At 40.3% G+C, this 23,327-nt stretch carries 15 protein-coding genes and 1 pseudogene; 7 read left to right on the forward strand and 9 right to left on the reverse strand.

The window, feature by feature from the left end:
- Nucleotides 1-191: 191 nt before the first annotated feature.
- Both Q0779_RS03185 and Q0779_RS03190 read right to left on the reverse strand, forming a co-directional pair.
- Nucleotides 192-2,894 (reverse strand): hypothetical protein, encoded by a 2,703-nt coding sequence (locus Q0779_RS03185; RefSeq protein ID WP_298769431.1) that lies wholly within the window; start codon nt 2,892-2,894, stop codon nt 192-194.
- Nucleotides 2,895-3,139: 245 nt separating this feature from the next.
- Nucleotides 3,140-5,512 (reverse strand): LamG-like jellyroll fold domain-containing protein, encoded by a 2,373-nt coding sequence (locus tag Q0779_RS03190; protein WP_298769433.1) that lies wholly within the window; start codon nt 5,510-5,512, stop codon nt 3,140-3,142.
- A 532-nt stretch (nt 5,513-6,044) separates the two neighbouring features.
- On the opposite strand from Q0779_RS03190, the gene pdsO reads away from it, so the two are divergent.
- Entirely contained in the window at nt 6,045-6,761 is a 717-nt protein-coding gene (gene pdsO, locus Q0779_RS03195) for a sortase-associated OmpA-like protein PdsO (protein WP_298769435.1), read from the forward strand.
- A gap of 57 nt (nt 6,762-6,818) precedes the next feature.
- Here the strand turns inward: pdsO and Q0779_RS03200 are convergent, their stop codons facing one another.
- Both Q0779_RS03200 and glpK read right to left on the reverse strand, forming a co-directional pair.
- A complete protein-coding gene (locus Q0779_RS03200) occupies nt 6,819-7,541 on the reverse strand; it encodes an MIP/aquaporin family protein (protein WP_298769437.1) in 723 nt (240 codons plus the stop codon).
- Between the two features lie 62 nt (nt 7,542-7,603).
- Nucleotides 7,604-9,088, reverse strand: a complete 1,485-nt coding sequence (gene glpK, locus Q0779_RS03205) for a glycerol kinase GlpK (RefSeq protein ID WP_298769439.1) — start codon at nt 9,086-9,088, stop codon at nt 7,604-7,606.
- Nucleotides 9,089-9,476: 388 nt separating this feature from the next.
- Between glpK and Q0779_RS03210 the strand changes: the two genes are divergently transcribed.
- Nucleotides 9,477-10,241, forward strand: coding sequence for a DeoR/GlpR family transcriptional regulator (locus Q0779_RS03210; protein ID WP_298769441.1), 765 nt, complete (start codon nt 9,477-9,479; stop codon nt 10,239-10,241).
- Between the two features lie 1,679 nt (nt 10,242-11,920).
- Nucleotides 11,921-12,568: a YceI family protein gene (locus tag Q0779_RS03215; protein ID WP_298769443.1), complete on the forward strand. Its 648-nt coding sequence runs from the start codon at nt 11,921-11,923 to the stop codon at nt 12,566-12,568.
- A 210-nt stretch (nt 12,569-12,778) separates the two neighbouring features.
- Here the strand turns inward: Q0779_RS03215 and glpD are convergent, their stop codons facing one another.
- Nucleotides 12,779-14,344, reverse strand: coding sequence for a glycerol-3-phosphate dehydrogenase (gene glpD / locus Q0779_RS03220; protein WP_298769445.1), 1,566 nt, complete (start codon nt 14,342-14,344; stop codon nt 12,779-12,781).
- Between the two features lie 363 nt (nt 14,345-14,707).
- Here glpD and Q0779_RS03225 point away from each other — a divergent pair, with 363 nt between their 5' ends.
- Nucleotides 14,708-16,294: a M28 family metallopeptidase gene (locus tag Q0779_RS03225; RefSeq protein ID WP_298769833.1), complete on the forward strand. Its 1,587-nt coding sequence runs from the start codon at nt 14,708-14,710 to the stop codon at nt 16,292-16,294.
- Nucleotides 16,295-16,425: 131 nt separating this feature from the next.
- On the opposite strand, the gene Q0779_RS03230 is transcribed toward Q0779_RS03225, so the two are convergent.
- Nucleotides 16,426-16,797, reverse strand: a complete 372-nt coding sequence (locus Q0779_RS03230; RefSeq protein ID WP_298769447.1) for a diacylglycerol kinase — start codon at nt 16,795-16,797, stop codon at nt 16,426-16,428.
- Nucleotides 16,798-17,061: 264 nt separating this feature from the next.
- On the opposite strand from Q0779_RS03230, the gene Q0779_RS03235 reads away from it, so the two are divergent.
- Entirely contained in the window at nt 17,062-17,946 is an 885-nt protein-coding gene (locus Q0779_RS03235) for a DNA ligase (RefSeq protein WP_298769449.1), read from the forward strand.
- Entirely contained in the window at nt 17,943-18,404 is a 462-nt protein-coding gene (locus tag Q0779_RS03240) for a low molecular weight protein-tyrosine-phosphatase (protein WP_298769452.1), read from the forward strand. The genes Q0779_RS03235 and Q0779_RS03240 overlap by 4 nt, the downstream gene beginning before the upstream one ends.
- A 65-nt stretch (nt 18,405-18,469) precedes the next feature.
- On the opposite strand, the gene ylqF is transcribed toward Q0779_RS03240, so the two are convergent.
- Together ylqF and Q0779_RS03250 are read right to left on the reverse strand one after the other, a co-directional pair.
- Nucleotides 18,470-19,411 (reverse strand): ribosome biogenesis GTPase YlqF, encoded by a 942-nt coding sequence (gene ylqF, locus Q0779_RS03245; RefSeq protein ID WP_298769454.1) that lies wholly within the window; start codon nt 19,409-19,411, stop codon nt 18,470-18,472.
- 106 nt (nt 19,412-19,517) lie between these two features.
- A complete protein-coding gene (locus Q0779_RS03250) occupies nt 19,518-20,357 on the reverse strand; it encodes a 2OG-Fe(II) oxygenase family protein (protein ID WP_298769456.1) in 840 nt (279 codons plus the stop codon).
- A gap of 323 nt (nt 20,358-20,680) precedes the next feature.
- Here Q0779_RS03250 and Q0779_RS03255 point away from each other — a divergent pair.
- Nucleotides 20,681-21,607 (forward strand): annotated as a pseudogene (locus tag Q0779_RS03255) (bifunctional methionine sulfoxide reductase B/A protein).
- A gap of 93 nt (nt 21,608-21,700) precedes the next feature.
- On the opposite strand, the gene Q0779_RS03260 reads toward Q0779_RS03255, so the two are convergent.
- On the reverse strand, nt 21,701-23,260 hold the full coding sequence (locus tag Q0779_RS03260) for a SulP family inorganic anion transporter (RefSeq protein WP_298769458.1): 1,560 nt from the start codon (nt 23,258-23,260) through the stop codon (nt 21,701-21,703).
- Nucleotides 23,261-23,327 lie beyond the last annotated feature (67 nt).

Here is a 23,327-nt window from a genome sequence, read left to right on the forward strand (position 1 = left end):
CTATACAGTAAATCCTCAAGATGAGCAGCCCTCAAATACCATTGCCATATTGTGGACACAATTTATCATTAAGTTGGCTTAATATACCGTGATGAAAGTGAGCTTGAAGGTCGTAAAGAACGGAAGAGATTGATGCTATATCTCAAAAAGAGGAATAGCATCAACCTTGCTTGAACTTACTATGACGATAATTATTTAGGACGGATTAAATAATCATAATTATAGCTTTCAAAATTAATGAATCGGGTTGAAGGCGTACTGGCAACGACTAAATAGAGTGTGTCGCCTGCGGATGTGTTGACATCCATGGTTTGAGCGCTACCGGCACTGGGGTGCGGTAATTTATAGTAAGTACGCTCTCCTGTGACGGGGTTATAGACAACAACTTGCACTCTAAACTCTGCATAATCAGGGTTAGTTATTGCAGGATTAACGCCGATTTCATATAGCGTATCTTCAGTGACATCAACTTCATAGGCATTATAAGCCCAAGAGGCTATTTTATATCGACTTGGAACCGTATGCCATGCATCACCTGTACCGTTGACATCATAAAACTCCGTGACTTTATTGTCGACCTCTTCTTCTGGATAAGGTACCTCACGACGATTGTTAACACTCACCATTCGATTATAAGAGGCGATTTCAGAATCGAGGAAGGTGTCGCCAAAGGGCATATCCCATGTCATGATCTGGGCACTGAAATCAGAAAAAACATCTCTCATGTCAAAGCCTGCATTTTCCAGTAAGGTATACATGGCTTCTGTAGGTTTACCGCTTAATGGTGCGAGATTATGGACATTACGATTAAAGACATAGCCAATAAAGTTATCACTGAGGATATTATGGGTTACGTAATGTTCAAATACGCTGGCACCATATTGATGACCCCCTTTGAAGTAATCGATAATGCCATCTTCATACACTGAGCTTTGAGTTGTCCACAATGAGAGTTGTGGCTGAAGGGTATAGTAGCCAAGCAAAGTATCTTTGGCTGTGGGCTTTTGAGAAAAGGCTCCCCATGAAGCACTGGACTCCGCAAGGAATTTGGTTCCGCCTCCCGTTCTTGATTGATAAGCATGGAAGTTTTCATGTAACACATACTGATTCCAAGGATTATCGAAGTTAAACTTGCTGACCCAAGCCTTTCGGTAACCTTCAGTGAGAAGCAGCTGTCTGGGTTTGGCAAATTCCTCACAAAAGGCTTCGTGTTTATACATACCTGTTGTCATCACATTATGTTCCCAGGTCATATCATGGCCACTGAGTTGATATTCAAAACTTTCTTGAGTCGTATCAGTGATACCTTCTGGCCAGAAGATACAATAATACACATTACACATATACATTGGGTATTCAGGATCGGGAGGGGTCATCACTGTTGTGTCACTGCATTCTTCACCAAGTGCTTGAATTTGATCTGGGCTTAAGCTGTTATTAAATATTCTCAAGTCCCATACTTTACCAGCATAAGGGCCTACGGTGAGTTTTCCTGTTAGGGCTTGCAGCTGTGATGTATCCATTAAAGTGTCTTGTTGATGACCATTTAAAAAGGTGGTTATTTTGTCATCACTGAGCTGTAGTGCATAATGATTACAGCTTCGATGTTTCAGCACGCCGTTATCATTATTGACTGTAATGGGCGTTGTTTGGGTTTCTAGTGTGCTGTTTATTTTGCCTAATACTTCTTCAATTATCAGTGTATTACTGCTAAGCACAGTACCACTTTGACTGTCTGTAGTGGGTGTCAGTTTAAAAGAAAGCGTCATCGGTGTTGAAACAGACTGATCGGTAAAATCTATCGTCACGCTTTTATCATTCATATCCACTCGGCTCTCAAACGGAAAGAGACCTTCACTATTGTGTTCACGTAAACTGGTGGTGACTGGATGTTGATTATCAGACAGATCAGCGTAGGTAAACTGTAACGGAGTATAACTAAATAAATGGTCAAAGGTGCCGTCATCGATTTGTGTTAGCGAACAGCTGGCTTCACAGCGGTTGCTGGAGCAGGTTGAGCCTGTATCGCAAGTGCCACAGCCCAGTGTGTTGCCTAAACCATCACGAATGACGCCACATTGAGCGCCAAAAGCATGACAAGCCGCAACGATTTGTGGCTCATCAATAGGTTGACAAAGATTTTGGTCACAGGCTTCATTGGTTGAACATATTCCACATTCAAGAGTGCCGCCATTGCCATCGTTGATGGCGCCGCACTGGGCCCCTTGAATTTGACACGCATTGTTTGGATTGGAGGACTCAACTAAAAGTCCATCAAACCGTACTTCATTGTTTTGGGTCGTGACATGAGGGCTACCAGCTAACCCTAAATAAATCTCTTCTGTCATAGGAATGGTTTTTTGGGTAGTGAGTAACCAATTATTGCCATCAAGGGAGTAATGACCCGTGAAGGTATCTCCTTCTCGGGAGAGTTTTAACCATACTGGGCCTGCACCCACATTTTTCCCCCAATAATATGAGCGTGCATTATCATCAGCGCGCCATTGAAATGCGACATGTTCATGAGCGGAATAATCCAGTGCCACATTTTTTGCGCCAGTATCCAGACTTTCTCTAAACATGACGGCTCCTTTGGCCCATGGATGTGTATTTTCTACACTTAACACACTCACTGTAATACTGGCATTACCTGAAATGGGAACATAGACATAATAAAAATCATCTTGCATCCCCCAAATATCATTACCTGAGCCTGTTAAGGTAATAATATCCAATATTTCGACAGCATTACCAGGGTAATTGACTTGGCCGATATCCTTTTGTTGCCATGATGAAATGCTAGAAGCAAAACTTAAGCTACTATAAAGTATTAAGATCATAATACTTGCAAAGACATAGGCCTGCTTAATAAAACGACAATGATAAGTGTTCATTTTATTTTCCTTAATCTTTAATTATTGATCGTTTAGCTAACGAGAAATAAAACCAATTTCCTTTCTCGTTAACCTTGTGTTGTAATGTTTTTGCGGGAGTGATGTGCCTCCTTGCTCGATATTCCTTATACGGTGAATAAGAGAGCTCACTGCTTATCAGGTAGGCTCTATTGTCAGGCTATCAATGAAACAGTGAAGTCATCTAGGCCGTCACACTGGGTATGCAATAGCCTAGATAAGGTGGTTTATCTTGCGTAAAGTTGAGCAACTTCCGTATCTGATAAGGCTTTTTGATACAAACGTAAATCATCCATATAGCCTTGATAGGCGTTAGATTTACCATCGCCTCCGCCCGAACCATCGCCGATAGCTGATTCATATTTATTAATGTCACCCACTAATCCTGTTAAATTGGTTTGTCCAGCCAGTAGACCATCTATGTAGATCGATAACTGGTTATTGGAAAAACCAAAAGTGGCGGCAACATGATGCCATTGTCCATCGGTGAGGTTCACATTTCCGGCAATAAAGCTCTTGGCTTTACTGGTATGATTAATGTGATCATAACTGCCAACATAGGCTTTAAGGCCTGTGCCATTATTAGCCAAAGTGAGTGCAAACCCTGAGCGGCTGTTGTAGTAATATTTATTACTGATAATGATTTGTTCACTGATAACACCAGAGTCTGGCTTGACCCATGCAGAAAGGCTAAAGTCGTTGTCAGTGTTGAGATCGAGAAAATCATATACAGGGTATTCGCTCAAATAGTGCAACACAGTATTACCGTCAAAATACGCGGCGGTATTAATGGCCCCTGAGTGCTCAAAGGTGATCCCTGTTTTGGCAATATAGGCGGGGATGCCTGAGGCGCTATCAAGAATAGGGCTAGCGTTATTGTTATCAAAAGTGTAATGCAGTACCAGTGGGTCGCTTGACTCCCTCACCCATAAATCAACCTTGACACTATTTCCTAATCTACCGTTGTGTTTTGTGGCGTAAGTAAACCTGTCTCGCCCCTTAAAATTAGCATTTGGTGTATATTGAAAGCTGCCATCGAGGTTGAGCATTAAGCTACCATTCGTTACATTTTGTGTGAGCTCCGCTACGCTAGCATTTTTATCGTTCGTCAAGACACCTTGCAATGTGTTGATATTGAGGACTGTATTAGGTGAGAGGGTGTAGCTATCTTTTAAGGCAGTTGCATAATTTAACAAAGGCAGGCAGGCCTGAGCGATACGCTCACCAATAACAACATAACTGTCGCTACCGTAATGATAGTAAGGGCGTTGATCGCCAGTATAGACTAATGCTGCTAAGGGGTCGTTATTGGCCACATTGGCTTGCGCCGCCATAACGATGTCACCTGCCAGGCCTCGGTTATCGTTAATTTGTGTAATGATGACGGGTAAATCGGCACGATTGAGATCTTGCCTGACGGCACTTATCAGGTTCGTTAAGTGGTTTTCATAAAGGAGTTCGCTGCCAAAGGTATCATTATAGCCTTGAAACCAAATAAAGCCTGCGAGTTCATAGTCAATATTGTTGGCTATCAGCTCATTTTGTAAAAAAGCATTAAAACCTGTGATGAGCTGTTCATATAAATTGCCACTCTCTCCACCAAAGGCTTGTGGGCGCCAATGGGCTGTATTATCTAAAGTCGTTCCTCCTTTTGCCCCTTTGAATAAGTAAATATCTTCAGCTAATACATTACCCAGCACATTACCCATTTTTAGCTCGACTCCAAAATGACTACTGCGTGAGCCAAATCCTGGCTGAAGTCCACTTAATCCTCGAGTGTTGGAGATGATATTTTGAATAAATACATCATCTCGAGTACCCGTTAAGTCCGCCCCAGATGTGGCCGCTAAACCACTATTGGCGCCATAGCCTTCCATGTTAGACTGTCCTGCCATGAGGTAGACTTTAGCTTTATCATTGTAATCTTGAAGTACATCGACATTGGAGAATATGGCTTCTGCATTGCTGGTGGTTACATGGGGGCTTGCAGCTAATCCGACATAATAACTTTCCCCCATAGGGACGGTTTTACTGGTGGTTTGTAGCCAGTTTTCCCCATCAAAAGAATAATACCCTGTAAATAGATTGCCTTCTCTTTGTAGTTTGAGCCAAACAGGGCCTGTGCCGACGTTCTTACCCCAATAGTAGGAGCGGTTATTGGCAACAGGACGCCATTGAAAAGCAATATGTTCGTGGGCTGAATAATCCAGGGCAACATTAACAGAATCACTGGCTAATGTTTCTCTGAACATGATGGCCGCTTTGGCCCAAGGATGAGTATTTTCGATACTGTGTACTTTAGTGATAATGGTGGCATTGCCAGTGATGTTTTTATAGAGAAAATAAAAATCATCTTGGTTATTCCATATATCATTACCTGAACCTTGGATGGTGATTAATTGCTCATTATCAATAACGTGTGAACCAGGGTAATTGGCATTACCGATATCCATGGCTTGCCATTGATTGACATCGGTTTCAGCTTTTACTTCAGCAAAACTTTTACTTTGGTATGAAAGTAATAAAATAAAACTGACACTCACTAAAAATAAATGAAACTGATGAGAGGTTATTAACTTAAAACCCAATTTAACCAACATAACAGACTCCTTGTTATATAAACGGGTTAGAAAAATAAAAAATAATATCTCACGATGTGGTATCGCAAGTTTGATTTATACAGCTTAGGAAAGATAAGACTTAATGTCTAAAAATTGGAGCGAGTGAGTATATTTTATTTGTAATTAGTTATTATCTGTTTTATATGTGATTTATTTTTATTTTTAAATTTTATGATATTCTATACTTAGTATAAGATGCGACTATACCCTTAAGCTTTTTAGTATTTTAATCTCTACATTAATGCTTAATAATATTTGCATCAATGTTAATAACAAAATAATCATAAAAAATAAATTAATTGGTTTACGAATCATTTTTTATTTAGTTAATGATGGATTAAAGAAGCCAAAAATATGCAAAATAAAAAGTACAGCGCCATTTTTATGTCATGTTTCATCGTTAATTGACCATAAGGTTTCCTCTCCAATGATATTTATTTTTGTTTATATAGAACCATAGCGAGGTGCTTAAGCAAGAAAGTCATAAGATATCGAGTCATGAGGGAGTAAAATGAAAAAAAACGTAATAACCTGGTTGTTAGTCGGTATTATCAATGTGTCTCAGATCAATGTGAGTGTTGCTCGGGAAGACAATTTTCACAAAACGTTACCAACAGAGACAGCACAAGAGGGGACTTGGATAGGATTAGGTTCCGGCATTGTTGTGGGGGCTGCAGTCGGTGGGCCATTAGGTGCGATAATAGGTGCTTTTACTGGTGGACTGATAGGTAAGAGCACTGATAAGCAAACAGCGCTAGAGGATAAGCAGTTGCAACTTGCACAGAGCCGAGCTGAGATTGAAAGGCTGGAACAAAAGCATGCCGTGTTTTTGGCAAAGCAAGAACAATATGAGAAAGCTGAGCAAGTATTGTCCATGCTGTCTGTAGGATTAACAGTGCAATTCAAAACGGGATCATCTGAGATTGAAGCCCATTTTAAAACGCAATTACAAGAAGTGGCAAGTGTGATGCAATTATCTCCTCAGTGGGTGATCACCTTAACAGGCTATGCTGATCGTCAAGGTAATAATGATTTTAATCAGGCACTTTCAGAACAAAGAGTGGCTGAGGTTATGCAATATTTAGAACGGCAAGGCGTGGATGAAAGTCGGTTAGTCACAGTGGCGTTTGGCGATCGCTTTCCTGTGGCTGAAAAAGCTTCATTGGAAAATAACGTTTTTGACAGGAGAGTGACGCTTCAGTTGGAACCTTTATTGGTACAGGAATAAAGCAAATGAGTTATGGTTATTTTGATACCAATAACTCATTGCATTAGGAAAGTTTTATTACAGAAGGTTATTCCATAATGTTGCAGCTAAAATGGCGCCCAGTAAGGGACCAATAATGGGAACCCAAGCATAATGCCATTGCGAAGTGCCTTTATTAGCAATGGGTAAAATGGCATGGGCAATGCGAGGCCCTAAGTCACGAGCAGGATTAATGGCATAACCTGTGGGTCCTCCCAAAGATAGGCCAATACCCCAAACGAGCATAGCAACGAGGTAAGGGACTGCCGCTGCGGCTATATCGCCAGATGAAACGATGGCACCAATGCCAAAAATAAGGGCAACGGTGCCAATAATTTCAGTAATGAGGTTACTGGGTGAATGTGCTATAGCAGGGGAAGTACAAAAAACAGCGAGTTTAGCCTCTTTGTCTTCCGTTTCTTTCCAGTGAGGGAGGTATGTGAGCCAAACTAAACTGGCGCCGACAAAGCAGCCCGCGATTTGAGCCAGACTGGCGGTAATGACGTAATAAAGTGAGTCATAGACACCTAGAAAGTATTTTGCTAATGTCACCGCCGGATTAATATCGGCTTGTGGGGAGCCGCTTGATGTGGCAACAAAAACACCAATCATCACTGCAAAGGCCCAGCCTGCAGTGATAGTGATCCACCCCCCATTATTGCCTTTTGATTTTGATAATACGACATTGGCTACAACACCGCCGCCAAATAAAATCAAAAATAGACTTCCTAAAAATTCACCTAATAAATATTCCACAATCATTATCTCCTTTATAATTGGTATCGTGTGTCTTTGAGTTGGAACATATTAAAGACAACTATCTGTTAGTTAGAGCGTATTCGAGATACGGCATCTAACCAGCCATCATAAAGTGTGTTTTGAAGCGCTTTATCCATATTGGGGTTAAAGCTTTGTTCGCAGTGCCAAAGTTGGCTGATCTGCTCAAGAGACTTGAAGGTACCTGTATACAGGCCTGCAAGGTATGCTGCGCCCAAGGCCGTTGTTTCTTGTACAACTGGGCGGTCAACGGTGGCGCCTAGTATATCAGAAAGAAACTGAACGACCCAATTATTCCCGACCATGCCTCCATCGACACGGAGTGTACTTGGACGAACAGCGCCATCACTTTCCATTGCGCGTTTAAGATCTTTTGTTTGATAGCAAACAGATTGCAGTCCAGCACTGACAATCTCACCAATCCCCGTATCACGGGTGATGCCTAAAATGGCCCCTCTTGCTTGTGGATCCCAATAAGGTGCACCGAGTCCTGTGAAAGCTGGCACCATATAAACGCCATGATCAACGGGTGTTTTTTCAGCAAGAGATTCGGTTTCATGAGCATGCTCAATCAGATTAATGCCATCTCTTAACCATTGCACTGCAGCGCCTGCAACAAAAATACTGCCTTCTATTGCGTAGGTGACTTTGCCATCTAATCGGTAACCTACCGTGGTTAACAATCTATTTTTTGAACGAAGTGCCTCATCGCCAGTATTGAGCATCATGAAACATCCCGTACCATAAGTGCTTTTAACCATGCCTTTTTCAAAACAGGCTTGACCTATCAAGGCTGCATGTTGATCCCCCGCCATGGCTGAAATCAATACTTCTTCACCAAAAATGCTTTTCTCTGTTGTGCCAAAGTGCGCGCTACAATCTTTGACTTCAGGCAGTATGTTGGCTGGAACTTCGAGTCTATCCATTAATGCTTGATCCCATTCTTGCTGATGAATATTAAACAGTAGGGTGCGTGATGCATTGGTGGCGTCAGTCATATGACTTTTGCCAGCTGTTAAACGCCATAATAAGAAAGTATCGACTGTACCGAATGCCAGCTCGCCATTTTCTGCTCGAGTGCGAGCGCCGGGGACATTGTCTAAAATCCATTTTATTTTCGTACCTGAAAAGTAAGGATCGACTAACAGGCCTGTTTTGTCCATGACTGTTTCTTCAAAGCCGTTATTAATCAGTTCTTGGCAATAATCGGCGGTTCGTCTATCTTGCCAGACAATGGCATTATAAATAGGCTCGCCAGTTTCTTTGTCCCAAATGATGGTGGTTTCTCTTTGATTGGTGATTCCAATACATGAAATATCAGTGCCGCTTAATCCTTTGTTTGCCAATGCTTGGTGGCAAGTGGAAAGAGTCGTAGCCCAGATTTCTTCTGGATCATGCTCAACCCAACCATTACTCGGGTATATTTGTTTGAATTCTTTTTGAGCTGAGCTTACCACTAGGCCTTTGTCATTAAAGATAATGGCGCGAGAGCTAGTAGTACCTTGATCGATAGTAAGGATATAGGTTGACATGAGGGCCTCTTATTTTTTATTTAATCGATTTATTTTTATCGTTAAGCTGTCAATTGATTCATGTGATCAGTTTATGCATGTTCGATACTAAACATAAAAAAGCCGAAATTAAAGATGAATAACGAAGATATTGTTCTTTAATTTTCGTTTTGGGATTTTTGTATGCATTTTTAACGATTTATTCGATAGTATCAAAGTAGTGTAAATGTAACAAGTTTGATACATATGTTGTTGATGTTTTATTTAAAAAGCGTCAAACAGAAGTGGCCGCTCGTGTAAATTTTCAAGTGATAGTGGGATATGTTAGCATTTAATGATGATAATAATTATTAAGCAAGCTACTGTATGTGGGGCTGCTGTATTTGGGTAAGTGGGAGAGAGTGAAGTCATGAGTCAAAAATTACGACAAATGAAAATCATAGAGCTAGTGAAGGAGCAAGGCTTTATTACGATTGAAGATTTAGTCGCCTATTTTGAAGTCACTCCACAAACCATCAGACGAGATTTAAATCAACTTGCTGATCAAAAACTCATTCGACGCCATCATGGTGGTGCCGGCTCTGAGTCCAGTACTGAAAATACGGCTTACAGTACGCGAAAAATTTTACAGTTATCTGAAAAACAAAGAATTGCCGAGACGGTTGCTCAGCAAATTCCTGATAATGCATCATTATTTATTAACATTGGTACCACGACAGAAACGATTGCTAAGGCCTTACTGGAGCATAAAGGCTTACAAATTGTGACGAACAATATTAATGTGGCGTCTATTTTACGGGTCAAAGAAGATTTTAATGTCATTATTGCCGGTGGCATAGTCAGAAGCCGTGATGGTGGTGTCATAGGTGAAGCCACTCAAGATATTATTGATCAATTTAAAATGGATTTTGGGATAATAGGGATCAGCGGTATCGATAATGATGGCTCATTATTGGATTTTGATTATCAAGAAGTGCGCATTGCGCAAGCTATTATTAAAAACTCTCGCACGGTATTTTTAGCCGCCGATCATTCTAAGTTTGGCCGTAATGCTATGGTGAGGTTAGGTAATATCGATCAAGCTAATGTGTTATTTACCGATCAAGAACCCCCAAGGGCCATTCAAACGATATTAAATCAACATGATATAAGATTAGTGATTGCACCTGAATAATAAGGCGTTGACTGCTCCTTAAAAAAGATAGGGTAGAGTCGTTTTACCTGGGAATTATAGGTGGTGAATTATTGCTGTTGTTGATGAAAGCCCCCTTCCACATTATGGACAGGAAATGGTATGAAATTGACTATAGTGGCGAAGGGAAGAGTTGGCAACAACAGCAGAAAAATATGCATAATATGGCATTTCTGACTTTAAGAGTTTTGCTAACTTAGGTAAATTCTTACCTATGGGATCTCAATTATCTTATTTTAAAGAAACATATTAATAAAGAAGTGGGGAAGTGAGTATCTACTCACTTTAGACAAGAGATTGTGCCTTTTAACGTTATATTTCATTGATTCTTTTATTATTCATAGTAACTCATGAACAATGTTAGCCATGTACTGGTTAGCAGTGTTTGTTATGTCCAGCCTCCAATGGTGATATATCGCTTGCAGTGGACTTTTGTGTGAGCACGCTATAAATCCATCCTCGGGCGCTCTACGATTTCAAATGACAATCCTTGTATAAGTGCCAGTTCGATGTCCGTGTCTCTCGCTCAATGCGATCATTGTGATGATCTTTGCCTTGAAGTTGAAGGCGTACAGATGCATTTACCCTCTTGAATAAACAGCAGAGATCCGAAAACCATGGCTCTTTCCCTTAGGCCATAAAGAAGATCCACAGTAAACAGTATTTTTATCTAAAGGCCAGTTCTATATCGATATAAAGGAATTTATGAATACCGTGAGAAACTTTATTTAAATAAACAGTAAATATATCAGATGAAAGAGCCTATCAAAACTGTGAACGAGAACGATGATTTAGTATAAATGAGGGATATATGCTCAGAGAGGTTGTTGGTAACATCATACTGTGCAAATGAATAATCAATATACATCAAACTCTTGCGTAACATATGGATGACCATTGAAAACTTAGTCGTTGAATTTGATGAAAACGTAAAATTTAGACTGTATAAATGAGAAGTTTTTGCTGCTTAAAATTTTAGCCCTTCATTGATGGGGTTAGCAACCCATACATAGGAGATGGATATTATCATTACATTTCTGTATATAATATTTGGCGCTTTACCAGTAACATTCTGGGTTTTGTGGTCACCGTTTTATTTGGTTAGCATGAAATTAGAGTTTTTTATTATTGGTGTTGCAATGGTTTTAGGGACTTTGGGAATATACCTTACTTTTTCATTTACCAATACCAATATAAAATATCGAGTTAATGTTTGCTTGTTACTGTTTTTGGGACAATTGGCTATGTTATTTGCGATATATGGTTTTGATATGTTTAAACGTATACCCCGAAATACACAGGATATTATGTTTTATTATGGCACTTGTGGACCTCTACTTGTGGCTTTACATTATCAGATAACCTTTATATATAACACTGCATTTAACAAGGGATTATGGCGTCAATAGATAACGTTACATATCGGCACCTTTCACAAATGATGACCTCTTATCATTGTAGGGATCATCCTGAATACAATAGAGATAACAACAGATTGCACTCAGAAAACTGACATTCACCTTTTTTGTTGATTTAGCTATAGTGAATATTTATGAGTATCTATTCTGAAAAACAATACCAAACTTTCAGCATTATTATAAAAATGACCAATAACACTGAGAGTACTCGTTACGAACAGCAGCAGAAAGGATTAAGGTCTAATGATTCAGACTCCAATAAAAGGACAAAAAATGCGAAAAAAAGGGTTGTTAGCTCTTATCATGCTGTTATTGCTTTCTAGTTGTGTGAGTTGGCTTGCACCGACGGTGAAGAAGGAGTTCATCGCTCTACCTGCGGGTCAATATCAATTGGATAAGACCCATGCGGCACTATTGTTTAAAATTCAGCATTTGGGTTTATCAACTTATGTCGGTCGCTTTAATCAATTTGATGCCGTGCTAAACTTTGATCCCGATAATATGGGCGCTGCTTCATTACAAGCAACAGTGGCGATTGAGTCTATTGATATTAATAACCCCGATTTAGCTGAGACATTACAAAACGCAACTTGGTTTGATAGTGAACGCTTTCCACAAGCCTCCTTTATTAGCCATACAGTGACGCCACTATCGAATAATCGTTTTCAATTCGCGGGTGATTTGACCTTGAGAGGTGTCACTCAACCAATGACCTTTGATGCGACGTTTCATGGCGGCGCTGATAATTGGATGACAGGGAAATACACTATTGGCTTTAGCGCTGTGGGTCATATTAATCGCTCTGACTTTGAAATGGACAGTTATATTCCGATTGTCGGTGATGAAGTGGATTTAGAAATCTATGCAGAGTTTTTAAAAAGAAAGCGATAATGTATACCCGTGAGACTTCGAGATGCATGTTTTCAGAGAGCGTAAAAGTGCCTAATTCGAGGCGCACTTTTTTGAAAGGAAGGGGCAGAAATGCTTATTGCCTTTTAAAGTTATGTAACGTAGAAGTAGGTGCTTTTACCGAAAATGAGCGAGTTATTGACTCGCTCATTTTGTACTCTTTCATGTAGGGGTTGGTATTATTTTGATGTTTTAGCCATATTTCAATAGAGGCTCAGGCGCAATCTTGGGTGACTTTTTTGCGAGGTGAGCCTCAACACCTTGTTTCTCGAGTTCATTTAAATATAACCCCAATTTACTACGACGCCAAAGAATATCTTCTGCATGTACAGCCCATTCATTGTCAATTAAATAGTCGACTTCTGCGGCATAAAGATCAGCACCAAAGTGCTCGCCAAGATCGGTTATTGCAGTGGCGCCAACGAGAAAGTCTAGGCAAAGTGTGCCATAACTGCGCGTCAAACGGGTTAGCATTGATTGAGGTAACCATGGAAAGTGAGTGCGTAATTGCGCCTCAAATCTCGGTTGAAAATGATGGGGATCCGTTACTACATTATCAGGATCAATATCAAGGCTTTCTGCCCCTGGCAGCGGTGCGCTCGCTGTCCATTTTTCCCCCATATGCTCATAATAAGGGGCTAGTTTTTGCAATGCTGTTTCGGCCAACTTCCGGTATGTCGTAATTTTCCCTCCAAAAACTGAGAGTAACGGGGCTGTAGCATTGTCATCTTCAATTTCAACGGTGTAATCACGAGTAATAGTAGAAGCTTTGTCTGACTCATCATCACATAAAGGCCTGACGCCGGAAAAGCTGGAAACGATGTCGTCAGTGCTAATTTGTTTCTCAAAATGTTGATTAACCAGTTTAATCAAGTAGGCTTTTTCTTCATTTGAAATGGCCACTTTGCTGGGATCCCCTTGATATTCCACATCGGTTGTACCTATGAGTGAGAAGTCATTATGGTATGGGATCACAAAGACAATACGTTGATCTTCATTTTGTAGAATATACGCTTCTTTCTCATTATGGATTTTAGGTACAATAATGTGACTTCCTTTGATGAGGCGTATTCCGTGCGCGGGGTTTAGGTTTAACCCTTCTTTAATAAATGAAGCAACCCAAGGGCCTGCAGCATTGACGAGCCCTTTGGCATAAATACATTGTTTTTCATGGGTTATTCTATTTTCGATATGAATTTCCCATAAGCCATTTTTACGTTTGGCACTGATACAGCGGGTTTGAGTGGCGATATTGGCGCCTTTATTTCGAGCGGCAATGGCATTAAGAACAACGAGCCTTGCATCATCAACATAGCAATCTGCGTATTCAAATCCTTTTTTAATACTGCTTTTCAGCGGACTATTTTGACCAAATTTAATGCTTTTTGAACCATTGAGTGTTTCTCTTTTACCTAAAAAGTCATATAAGAATAATCCGGCTCTGATCATCCATGCAGGGCGAAGATGCGGCTGGTGTGGAAGACGAAAACGAAGAGGAGAGACAATATGAGGCGCTTTTTTAAGCATGACTTCTCTTTCTTCTAACGCCTCTTTGACTAATCGAAACTCATAATGTTCTAAGTAACGTAATCCACCATGAATAAGCTTGCTGCTTGCAGAAGAGGTAGCTTGTGCTAAATCATTTTGTTCACAGAGAAAGACGGATAAGCCTCGTCCTGCAGCATCGGCTGCAATACCCACGCCGTTGATCCCTCCACCAACGATGAATAAATCCACTGCCTCTTTTTTCTTAATCATTTATGGCCCCTTAAATGTCTCGCTATGCCGTGTGTTTAAATGAAAGTTTGGAACATTTCAGTGTACGTCTATCATTTTGTCGATAATGAAATGTTCGGTTTTGAGTGTCTATATGTTCAATTTAGCGTTTAAAGATGATTTTTTCAAACTTTTTCGAACTTTTTCGAACATATTAAAGGAGTGGATGAGTGCTTGATGACGAAGTAATTGATTTTTAATAGGTGTATTTTTTTAGTTGATAACATTTCAATTGGGTATAGATGTAACAAATTGGGTTTAATTGCATCGTTATTTTTGTGTTATCGTATTGAAATTGTTTATTAGATGTATTTAGGTGAGAAAAACGTGGCTCTAAAAGTAGTGATGAGTTTAATCAGCAGCATCATTTTGCTGACGAATACGGCATTAGCGTCAGAGAATGAACTAGAGAAACAAGTTGATTTAACGCGATATAAGCAGGATGTCAGTCGATTGTCGAGCGATCAATTTGGCGGAAGAGGGCCGTTATCGGAGGGGGAGAAGCTAACGCTAGACTATTTAGTCAATCGCTTTAAAGCAATGGGGTTACAACCTGGATTTGGTGATAGTTATTTACAACCTGTTCCCCTTGCTAAAGTGACACCAGATAAAAATATATCGCTAAAGATTGGGGGGATCAGTTTCGAAAATGGTCGTGATTTTACGGTGCGCACAGAACGTATGGAGAAACAAATCAAGTTGGACAAGAGTGAGCTTGTCTTTGTGGGTTATGGCATTAATGCGCCTGAGTATGGTTGGAATGACTATCAAGGGCTCGATGTTAAAGGCAAAACTGTGATTATTCTTGTTAACGATCCTGGATTTGCCACCCAAAACCCGGCCTTATTTAAAGGCAATGCCATGACTTATTATGGGCGCTGGACCTATAAATATGAGGAAGCGGCTAGACAAGGTGCAAAGGCTGCATTTATTGTTCACGAGACGAAACCCGCAGCTTACGGTTGGTCAGTGGTTGAGAACTCCAATTCTGGCAGTAAGTTCACTTTAGTGGATGATGATAATCAAGATAAATTAGCCTTGATGGGCTGGATACAAAAAAATGTCGCGATGCAGATTTTTGCTAAAGTTGGACTTGATTATAATAAAGAAAAAACAAAAGCAGAAAAAAGAGACTTTAAAGCCCGTTCATTAGCGCTTAAAGCCAATTTAACTTTAAATAATCGAATTGAAAAAGCCAAGTCGTATAACGTGTTAGCTTTGTTGCCTGGGCGTCAACGTGCAAATGAAATGGTGGTGTTACAAGCCCATTGGGATCATTTAGGCACAGTGATTGATGATAAAGGTAATAAACATATTTATAATGGCGCAGTGGATAATGCCAGCGGTGTCGCTGGTGTGTTGGCGTTAGCACGTCTTTTTAAGACGATGTCTGTTCGTCAGCCTTTTGAACGTTCCATTTTATTTGCGTCATTTACGGCTGAGGAAACAGGCCTCATTGGTGCTCAGCATTTTGCGTTAAATCCGCCCGTGCCATCGAAAGATGTCGTGGCTTTTCTTAATATCGATGGCATGAACGTTAATGATGAAGTGAGCTATATACTGCGTTATGGCGAAGGGGTGTCGACATTAGAAAAGGATTTAGCCATTGCAGCAAAAGCACAAGGCCGAACAGTGAAAGGTGATCCTCGTCCAGAAAATGGATTATTGTACCGCTCAGATCATTTTGCCTTAGCACAGCAAGGCATTCCTGGGTTATTGTTTATGAGCTTGGGGGATACAGATCCTGATTATATTGCTCACAAATACCATACCAGCCAGGATGATTTTTCATCAAGTTGGTCATTAGGTGGCGTAAAGCAAGATTTGGGTCTGATTGGCAGTATTTTAGCTAAGCTGGCAAATAATAATGATTGGCCGAAATGGATTGAAGCGTCTGATTTTAAGAAGCGTCGTGCTGAAGATGGCCGTTAAGGGTAGCATTCATACTGACTTTAATCTGAAATATAAAATGTTCATCTATATTTTAATTGATTTTAAGTCAATGGATGGTGACTATTTAGCATGAATAAGGGCAGAAAATGGCTTCTGCCCATTTGGGATGATTATAATAACCAATTACCCAAGATGATTGCCCATGTGAGTCCACATAAGGCTAAACTGATGAAAACAGCTGCAGAAGCAATGTCTTTTGCTTGACCGCTTAAGGGGTGGTGTTCACTACTCACTCTATCGACAACAGCTTCAACGGCAGAATTGAGCAGTTCGGTGATCAGTACAATAAAAATGGTCATGATCAGCAAGAGCTTTTCAATGATTGAGACATTAATAAGCAGTGCTGTTGGTAATAAAATTATAGCCAGCATTAATTCTTGTCTAAAAGCGGCTTCATGCTTCCATGCCGCAGCGAGTCCTTTCATTGAGAAGCCTGTTGCTCTAACGATACGTTTTATACCTGTATTATTGTCCGGTTTCATAACAGCCTTTGTAAAAATATTGATAATGCGAATATTTCAGTAAGAATAACAAATTTAGGCCTTACTGGGGGAAATTAAACCATCAAGTGGTTAAGTGGCGAGAGTAGAACATAAAAATCAGCTTAATACTAATGTAGTGCATACTTATTGAAGCAACGGATAAAAAATAGTATTAACAAATATTGAAAAAGAGCAAAGAATAATCTTGATTGCCGTACTATTCTTGTTAATTCTGCTTATTGATGATCAGGGAATGAACGCAATATGATTAGAGCATTGCTTTTGTCGATAGTCTTATTTTACATCACTGCGCTTACGGCCAATGAAAGAACTTTGCCTTCGGTCAATGAAAGTCCTTGGCGTCCACCCATTCAATTAGCTACTGAATTAAAAGGTCCGATTGACATTACAGATTACCTTGTCAGTGAAAAATTCGATGGGATAAGAGGTTATTGGACAGGAGTCGATTTTTATACTCGTTCAGGTAAACCTATCTCAGTCCCGACTTGGTTCAGTGAAGGTTTTCCCGCTTATCCTTTAGATGGTGAGTTTTGGTTAGGAAGGGGAAATTTTCATAAAATGCTCAGTGTGATCAAGCAAACCCAAGCCGATCCAAAAAAATGGCAATCTGTTCGATTTATGGTTTTTGATTTACCTGCATCCAAGGCCCCTTTTGAGGAGCGCTATACACGCATGTTGTCATCCTTAACTGCTCGTTCGCCCTATTTGAACGTGATTTCACAAGTGAGTGTCGACTCTCAAGTCCAGCTGGATACATTATTAGATGAAGTGCTAGCCAAAGGGGGTGAGGGGTTGATGTTGCATCATAAAGAAGCCTTATATAAAGTAGGCAGGAGTTCGCAAATAATGAAGCTCAAGCCCCTTTATACCGCGAGTGCTAAGGTGGTGGGCTATCAGGCTGGAAAAGGTCGCTTTAAAGGTATGATGGGGGCGCTAGTATTGCAACTTCCTACTGGACAAGAATTTAAATTAGGGACAGGGTTCAATGATGCACAAAGGAGCAACCCTCCCAAAATAGGTTCACAGGTAAGCTATGAATACCGAGGACTGACTCATAACGGTATCCCTCGTTTCGCCAGCTTCATTCAAGAAGAAACGGACAAATTCCATGACAAGGAACACAAATGATTAAATCCATTTTATTAGTGTGTATGGGTAATATTTGCCGTTCACCCACAGCAGAAGCGATTTTTAAAAAACAAATAGCAGAGGCACAATTGGACATTTTTGTTGATTCTGCAGGTACATTAGCTTATCACCAAGGTTCAACGCCTGATCATCGCAGTGTGATTGCGGGTAACAGGCATGGTTACCAGTTTGATGATATGATCGCCAGACAAATTATTGAGGACGATTTTGAACAGTTTGACTTAATATTGGCAGCAGATGAAAACAACCTTATCGATTTAAAAGCTATCTGCCCTGAAAAATATCAACATAAATTGAACTTGATGCTGGCATTATCACCTTTCGATGATAAAAACGTGCCAGATCCTTATTATGGCCCCGGTGATGGTTTCGAAATTGTGATTGGGTTACTTGAACAAAGTGCCCAACAATGGCTTAATTTTATTGAGTCAAAATAAAAGTAAAATAGATTGAGTTGCAGTAGAGCGAACTCTACTGCTTGAAGAAAAAGAGGTGATAGCGGTTAGGTATTATGGCGTTTACCAGAGCGTTTTAATTTTTCTTGTTCCCGTTTTAAGGCTTCTTTCTCTGCCTTTTCGGCTTGTATTTTGGCCACTTCTGCTTTTTCTATTTCTGCCATTTCAGGTGTTTCAAGAGACAATAATCCTATTTTTCCAGAGCGGAATTCATGTAATAATAATTCTGATACTTTATGTAAGTCAATACGTCCGCCAGGCCTTAATGCGCCGCGTTTGCGGCCAATGGCTTCTAGTAATTCAATGTCGGTTTCTGGCAAGCTTTTGAGTTTATAACGTTCGCTAATGGCTTGAGGATAGGCTTTTAAGAAGTATTCAGAGGCAAACATTGCCACATCTTCATATTCCATTGCGGTATCTTTAATGGCACCAGTAACGGCCAAGCGGTAGCTGCTGGATTCATTGTCGACTTTGGGCCATAAAATGCCGGGCGTATCTGACAGCACAATCCCGTTTTTAAGGTTTATGCGTTGCTGAGTCTTGGTAACTGCAGGTTCGTTACCGGTTTTCGCTATGGTTCTTCCTGCAAGGGTGTTGATGATGGTGGATTTACCGACATTGGGGATCCCCATGATCATGGTGCGGATGTCTTTTTCTATTTTATTGCGGTTTGGTACAAATTTACGACAAAGCTCGGGAATTTTTTTGACTTGGCTTGCCTGTAAGGTGGTGATGGCCATGGCTTTGACACCTTGCTCTTGCTCAAGATATTCAATCCATTGCTGGGTTGTTTCAGGATCCGCTAAATCGGATTTATTGAGTAACTTGATACAGGGCCGATCACCACGAAGTGTCTGTACCATGGGGTTTTCACTGCTATAAGGAATACGAGCATCAAGCACTTCGATGACTAAATCGACTTGAGGCATAACCTCTTCGATTTCTTTGCGCGCTTTGTGCATGTGTCCTGGATACCACTGAATGGCCATGTTGAGTTACTCTGCTGATAATAAACGAATACCGTTATTTTACCTTGTTAGCGTGATTGACCACAAATAAAAAGCGCTATAAGGCGCTTTTTATTCAAACGATTGATTAAATAACGCCTAATTCTCGCAAACGTTCTTTTAAATACTCATCAGCAGTGTATTTTTCAGAAAGCACGACATCGGGATTAGGGTGTAAGAAAAGGGGCAGAGAAATACGTGATTTACTCATATCGCTTCCTTCTGGATTGATGACCCTGTGAGTGGTCGAAGGAAAATACCCTCCAGAGGCTTCTTGTAACATATCACCAATATTAATGATAATGTTACCAAAATCACTGGGGACATCGAGCCAGCTACCGTCTTGAGCCTGAACTTGTAATCCTGGTTCGTTAGCAGCGGGTAATACGGTTAACAGGTTAATATCTTCATGGGCGGCCGCACGAATAGCGCCCACTTCCTCATCGCCAGACATTGGGGGGTAGTGCAGTATGCGTAACAATGTTTGATGACTGTTTTCAATCATCTTTTCTAGAGCTATTGAATACTTTTGTGATACAAAATCTGGAGAGTATTGTTCAACCCACTTAAGTAACTCCGATGCTAATGCATTAGCATGTTCATAATAAGTGGTGATGTTTTTTCTTAAAGATTCTGGAATGCGTCCATTGGGGTAGACATGATAGTATTCTTTGATGTCTTTTACTTTATGGCCTTTAGCGGTTTCTGAGACGCTGGCAGGGAAAAAACCATCTTGCGTTTCTGGTTTAAATAAGTAGTCGTTTTTTTCATCACTATTGAAAAATGCTTGCCATTCTTTATAGATGGTTTCAACAAGCTCTTGGCTAATAGGATGGTTAGAAAGTACTCCAAACCCCGTTTCTCGTAAAGATTTTACAAATTGCTCAGCGCTATCGGGCGCACGGTAGTCTATCGTTTCTAGTTTCATAATGCCGTGTTCTTATTTTATTGTCATTTTGATTAGCAGTTTATCTGTGCTTATTTACCTATGCAACCTTGCTTAAATGAATTCAAATATTAACCTTAATCTAAGCAAGGTCTTCATCTATTTTACGCTGTTTCTTAATAAATGGGTAGTACTTGATATGCGTACGCTTGTTAATCATGCGAAGATCTTTTATTCTTTTTAAAAAAGCTGAAAGAATATATTGATATTAAAGGTCTTTTGTTAATGCCGTTGAGACTGTTTTTTTATGCAGTGATGGTATCGTTTTATTGTAAGAAAGCAGCTGTATTGGAGAAATTAAAAGCATGAGAGAATTAACCGATGCTGAGAAAAATATTATTGAGCTAAAAGGCACTGAAGTGCCTTTTAGCGGAGAGTATTATTTGCATGATGCTCCAGGGATTTATTGCTGTAAAAAATGTGATAGTCCCTTATTTTGTTCAACAGATAAATTTAATGCTTATTGTGGCTGGCCTGCATTTGATGATGAAATTGCAGGTGCAATAAAACGTGTGCCCGATCGTGATGGTCAGCGAACCGAAATTTTATGTCAGTATTGTGGCGGGCATTTAGGCCATGTGTTTGAAGGTGAAGGACTGACGAATAAAAATACGCGCCACTGTGTTAATTCTATCTCAATGATTTTTAAAGGTACTGATTAAATGAATGAGCAAACAAGAACGAATAAGGGTGTGAAACCTGAGGTTGCCACATTTGGCGCTGGTTGCTTTTGGTGTGTTGAAGCGATTTTTTCATCCATTCAGGGAGTGTTATCAGTACAATCGGGCTATTGTGGTGGTAATAAAAGCGATGCAAGCTATCAACAAGTATGCTCTGGCGAAACTGAGCATGTTGAGGTATTACAAGTGACTTTTGATCAAAGCATTGTCAGTTTCGATACGTTATTGAGTATTTTTTTCCACAGTCATAACCCCACGACATTAAATCGTCAAGGGAATGATGTGGGTTCTCAATACCGCTCGGTGATTTTTGTGCATAATGATGCGCAAAAAAGTTCGGCGCATAAGGCGATTAATGGATTAAGCGAGCAAAGTGTATGGCCCTATCCCATAGTGACACAAGTTGAGCTAGCCACAGAGTTTTATCCTGCAGAAGATTATCATAATGATTATTTTGCCAAGCATGGTGAAGAGCCTTATTGTGCTATGGTGATCAAACCAAAATTAGAAAAAATACAGCAAGTGTTCGCACAATATTTAAAAACGAATTAAATCTATGGGTCGTTAAAAACATAGCGAGTCAATGACTCGCTATGTTTGTTAGGCTTTAGCTTTATCGACAGCAAGCTTGTAGTTTTGTGTCTACTAGGCTTTTACTTTATCGACGGCGACTTTATAGTTGGGATCTTCAGTGGAATTGACTTCCACTAAATCGCCTGCTTTATCTAATAACTTTTTACAGTCATTGCTTAAATGGCGTAAGTGTAGGCGTTTACCTGCATTACCATAACGTTCTGCTAAGGTATCAATAGCGTCGAGGGCTGAATGATCGCATACTCGAGATTGCTGAAAATCAACAATAACGTCTTCAGGATCAGATTGAGCGTTAAACATCTCTAAAAATTCTGCTGCGGAGCCAAAAAAGAGGGGGCCATTGAGTTGATAGACCTTCCAACCATTTTGATCTTCGCGAATTTTAATGCTGATATGCTTAGCATGCTCCCAAGCAAACACGAGTGCGGAAACTATAACCCCAACAAAAACAGCGACGGCTAAGTCAGTAAAGACAGTGACAACAGTCACTAGCACTATCACAAAGGCATCATGCTTAGGCACTTTACGCATGGTTTTAAAACTTGCCCATTCAAATGTGCCCAATACCACCATGAACATTACACCAACTAATGCGGCAAGGGGGATCATTTCAATAAAAGCGGAGCCAAACAGAATGAAGGCTAAAAGCGCTAACGCTGCGGTTATTCCAGATAAACGACCGCGGCCACCAGAATTAATATTGATCATGGATTGACCTATCATCGCACAACCACCCATTGCACCAAAAAAACCACTGGTGATATTAGCAACGCCTTGTCCCATACACTCTTTATTGCCTTGCCCACGAGTGCCCGTCATTTCATCAATTACCGTTAATGTGAGCAGTGATTCAATTAAACCAACGGCTGCAAGAATAACGGAGTAAGGTAAAATAATGGATAAGGTTTCGATATTAAAGGGCACAGAAGGAATGGAGAAGCTAGGGAGGTTACCTGCAATAGTTGCATTCATGTCTCCACTCATTGAACGCAGAAAATCCAACACATTACGTGTATCTAAATCCATTAAAACGACAATGAGTGTAACCGTTAATATCGCTGCTAATGATGAAGGGATGGCCGTGGTTAACTTAGGCAGAAATTGAATAATAAACATGGTCAGTGCAACAAGCGCTAACATGATAATCAATTGACTTTGGGGAAGCCAAGTCAGGACACCATTTGCATCGGGTATTTTAAATTGCCCCAATTGTGCAAGAAAAATGACAATGGCTAATCCATTGACGAAACCCATCATAACGGGGTAAGGCACAATGCGAATGAATTTACCTAATTTAAACAGTCCTGCGCAAACTTGTATTAAGCCTGCTAAAACGACGGCGGCAAATAAATATTGGATACCATGCTCAGCAACTAATGCGACCATGACGACAGCCATTGCCCCTGTTGCGCCTGAGATCATTCCGGGTCGCCCACCAATAAGTGCAGTGATAAGTCCCATAATAAAGGCGGCATATAAACCGACCATAGGTTCCACGCCAGCAACAAATGCAAAAGCAACAGCTTCAGGCACCAAAGCAAGCGCAACGGTTAATCCTGAGAGAATATCGGCTTTATGGCTGGTCGTTTTGTGACGAATGAGTTCGAACATTTAACCTCTGTTGTAAATTTGTTGGTTGAATTATTTTGGTCGCGAATACTAACAAATAATCAGCAAT

This window comes from uncultured Shewanella sp., from assembly GCF_947491715.1.
Classification (GTDB): Bacteria; Pseudomonadota; Gammaproteobacteria; order Enterobacterales; family Shewanellaceae; genus Shewanella.

Excerpts from the sequence above, each read along its gene's own strand:
- Q0779_RS03250 (WP_298769456.1), bottom strand. The coding sequence starts at position 20,357 with ATGAAACTAGAAACGATAGACTACCGTGCGCCCGATAGCGCTGAGCAA.
- Q0779_RS03190 (WP_298769433.1), bottom strand. The coding sequence starts at position 5,512 with ATGTTGGTTAAATTGGGTTTTAAGTTAATAACCTCTCATCAGTTTCAT.
- ylqF (WP_298769454.1), bottom strand. The coding sequence starts at position 19,411 with ATGGCCATTCAGTGGTATCCAGGACACATGCACAAAGCGCGCAAAGAA.
- Q0779_RS03215 (WP_298769443.1), top strand. The coding sequence starts at position 11,921 with ATGATTCAGACTCCAATAAAAGGACAAAAAATGCGAAAAAAAGGGTTG.
- Q0779_RS03210 (WP_298769441.1), top strand. The coding sequence starts at position 9,477 with ATGAGTCAAAAATTACGACAAATGAAAATCATAGAGCTAGTGAAGGAG.
- Q0779_RS03260 (WP_298769458.1), bottom strand. The coding sequence starts at position 23,260 with ATGTTCGAACTCATTCGTCACAAAACGACCAGCCATAAAGCCGATATT.
- pdsO (WP_298769435.1), top strand. The coding sequence starts at position 6,045 with ATGAAAAAAAACGTAATAACCTGGTTGTTAGTCGGTATTATCAATGTG.
- Q0779_RS03185 (WP_298769431.1), bottom strand. The coding sequence starts at position 2,894 with ATGAACACTTATCATTGTCGTTTTATTAAGCAGGCCTATGTCTTTGCA.
- Q0779_RS03240 (WP_298769452.1), top strand. The coding sequence starts at position 17,943 with ATGATTAAATCCATTTTATTAGTGTGTATGGGTAATATTTGCCGTTCA.
- Q0779_RS03225 (WP_298769833.1), top strand. The coding sequence starts at position 14,708 with ATGAGTTTAATCAGCAGCATCATTTTGCTGACGAATACGGCATTAGCG.
- Q0779_RS03230 (WP_298769447.1), bottom strand. The coding sequence starts at position 16,797 with ATGAAACCGGACAATAATACAGGTATAAAACGTATCGTTAGAGCAACA.
- Q0779_RS03200 (WP_298769437.1), bottom strand. The coding sequence starts at position 7,541 with ATGATTGTGGAATATTTATTAGGTGAATTTTTAGGAAGTCTATTTTTG.
- Q0779_RS03235 (WP_298769449.1), top strand. The coding sequence starts at position 17,062 with ATGATTAGAGCATTGCTTTTGTCGATAGTCTTATTTTACATCACTGCG.
- glpD (WP_298769445.1), bottom strand. The coding sequence starts at position 14,344 with ATGATTAAGAAAAAAGAGGCAGTGGATTTATTCATCGTTGGTGGAGGG.
- glpK (WP_298769439.1), bottom strand. The coding sequence starts at position 9,088 with ATGTCAACCTATATCCTTACTATCGATCAAGGTACTACTAGCTCTCGC.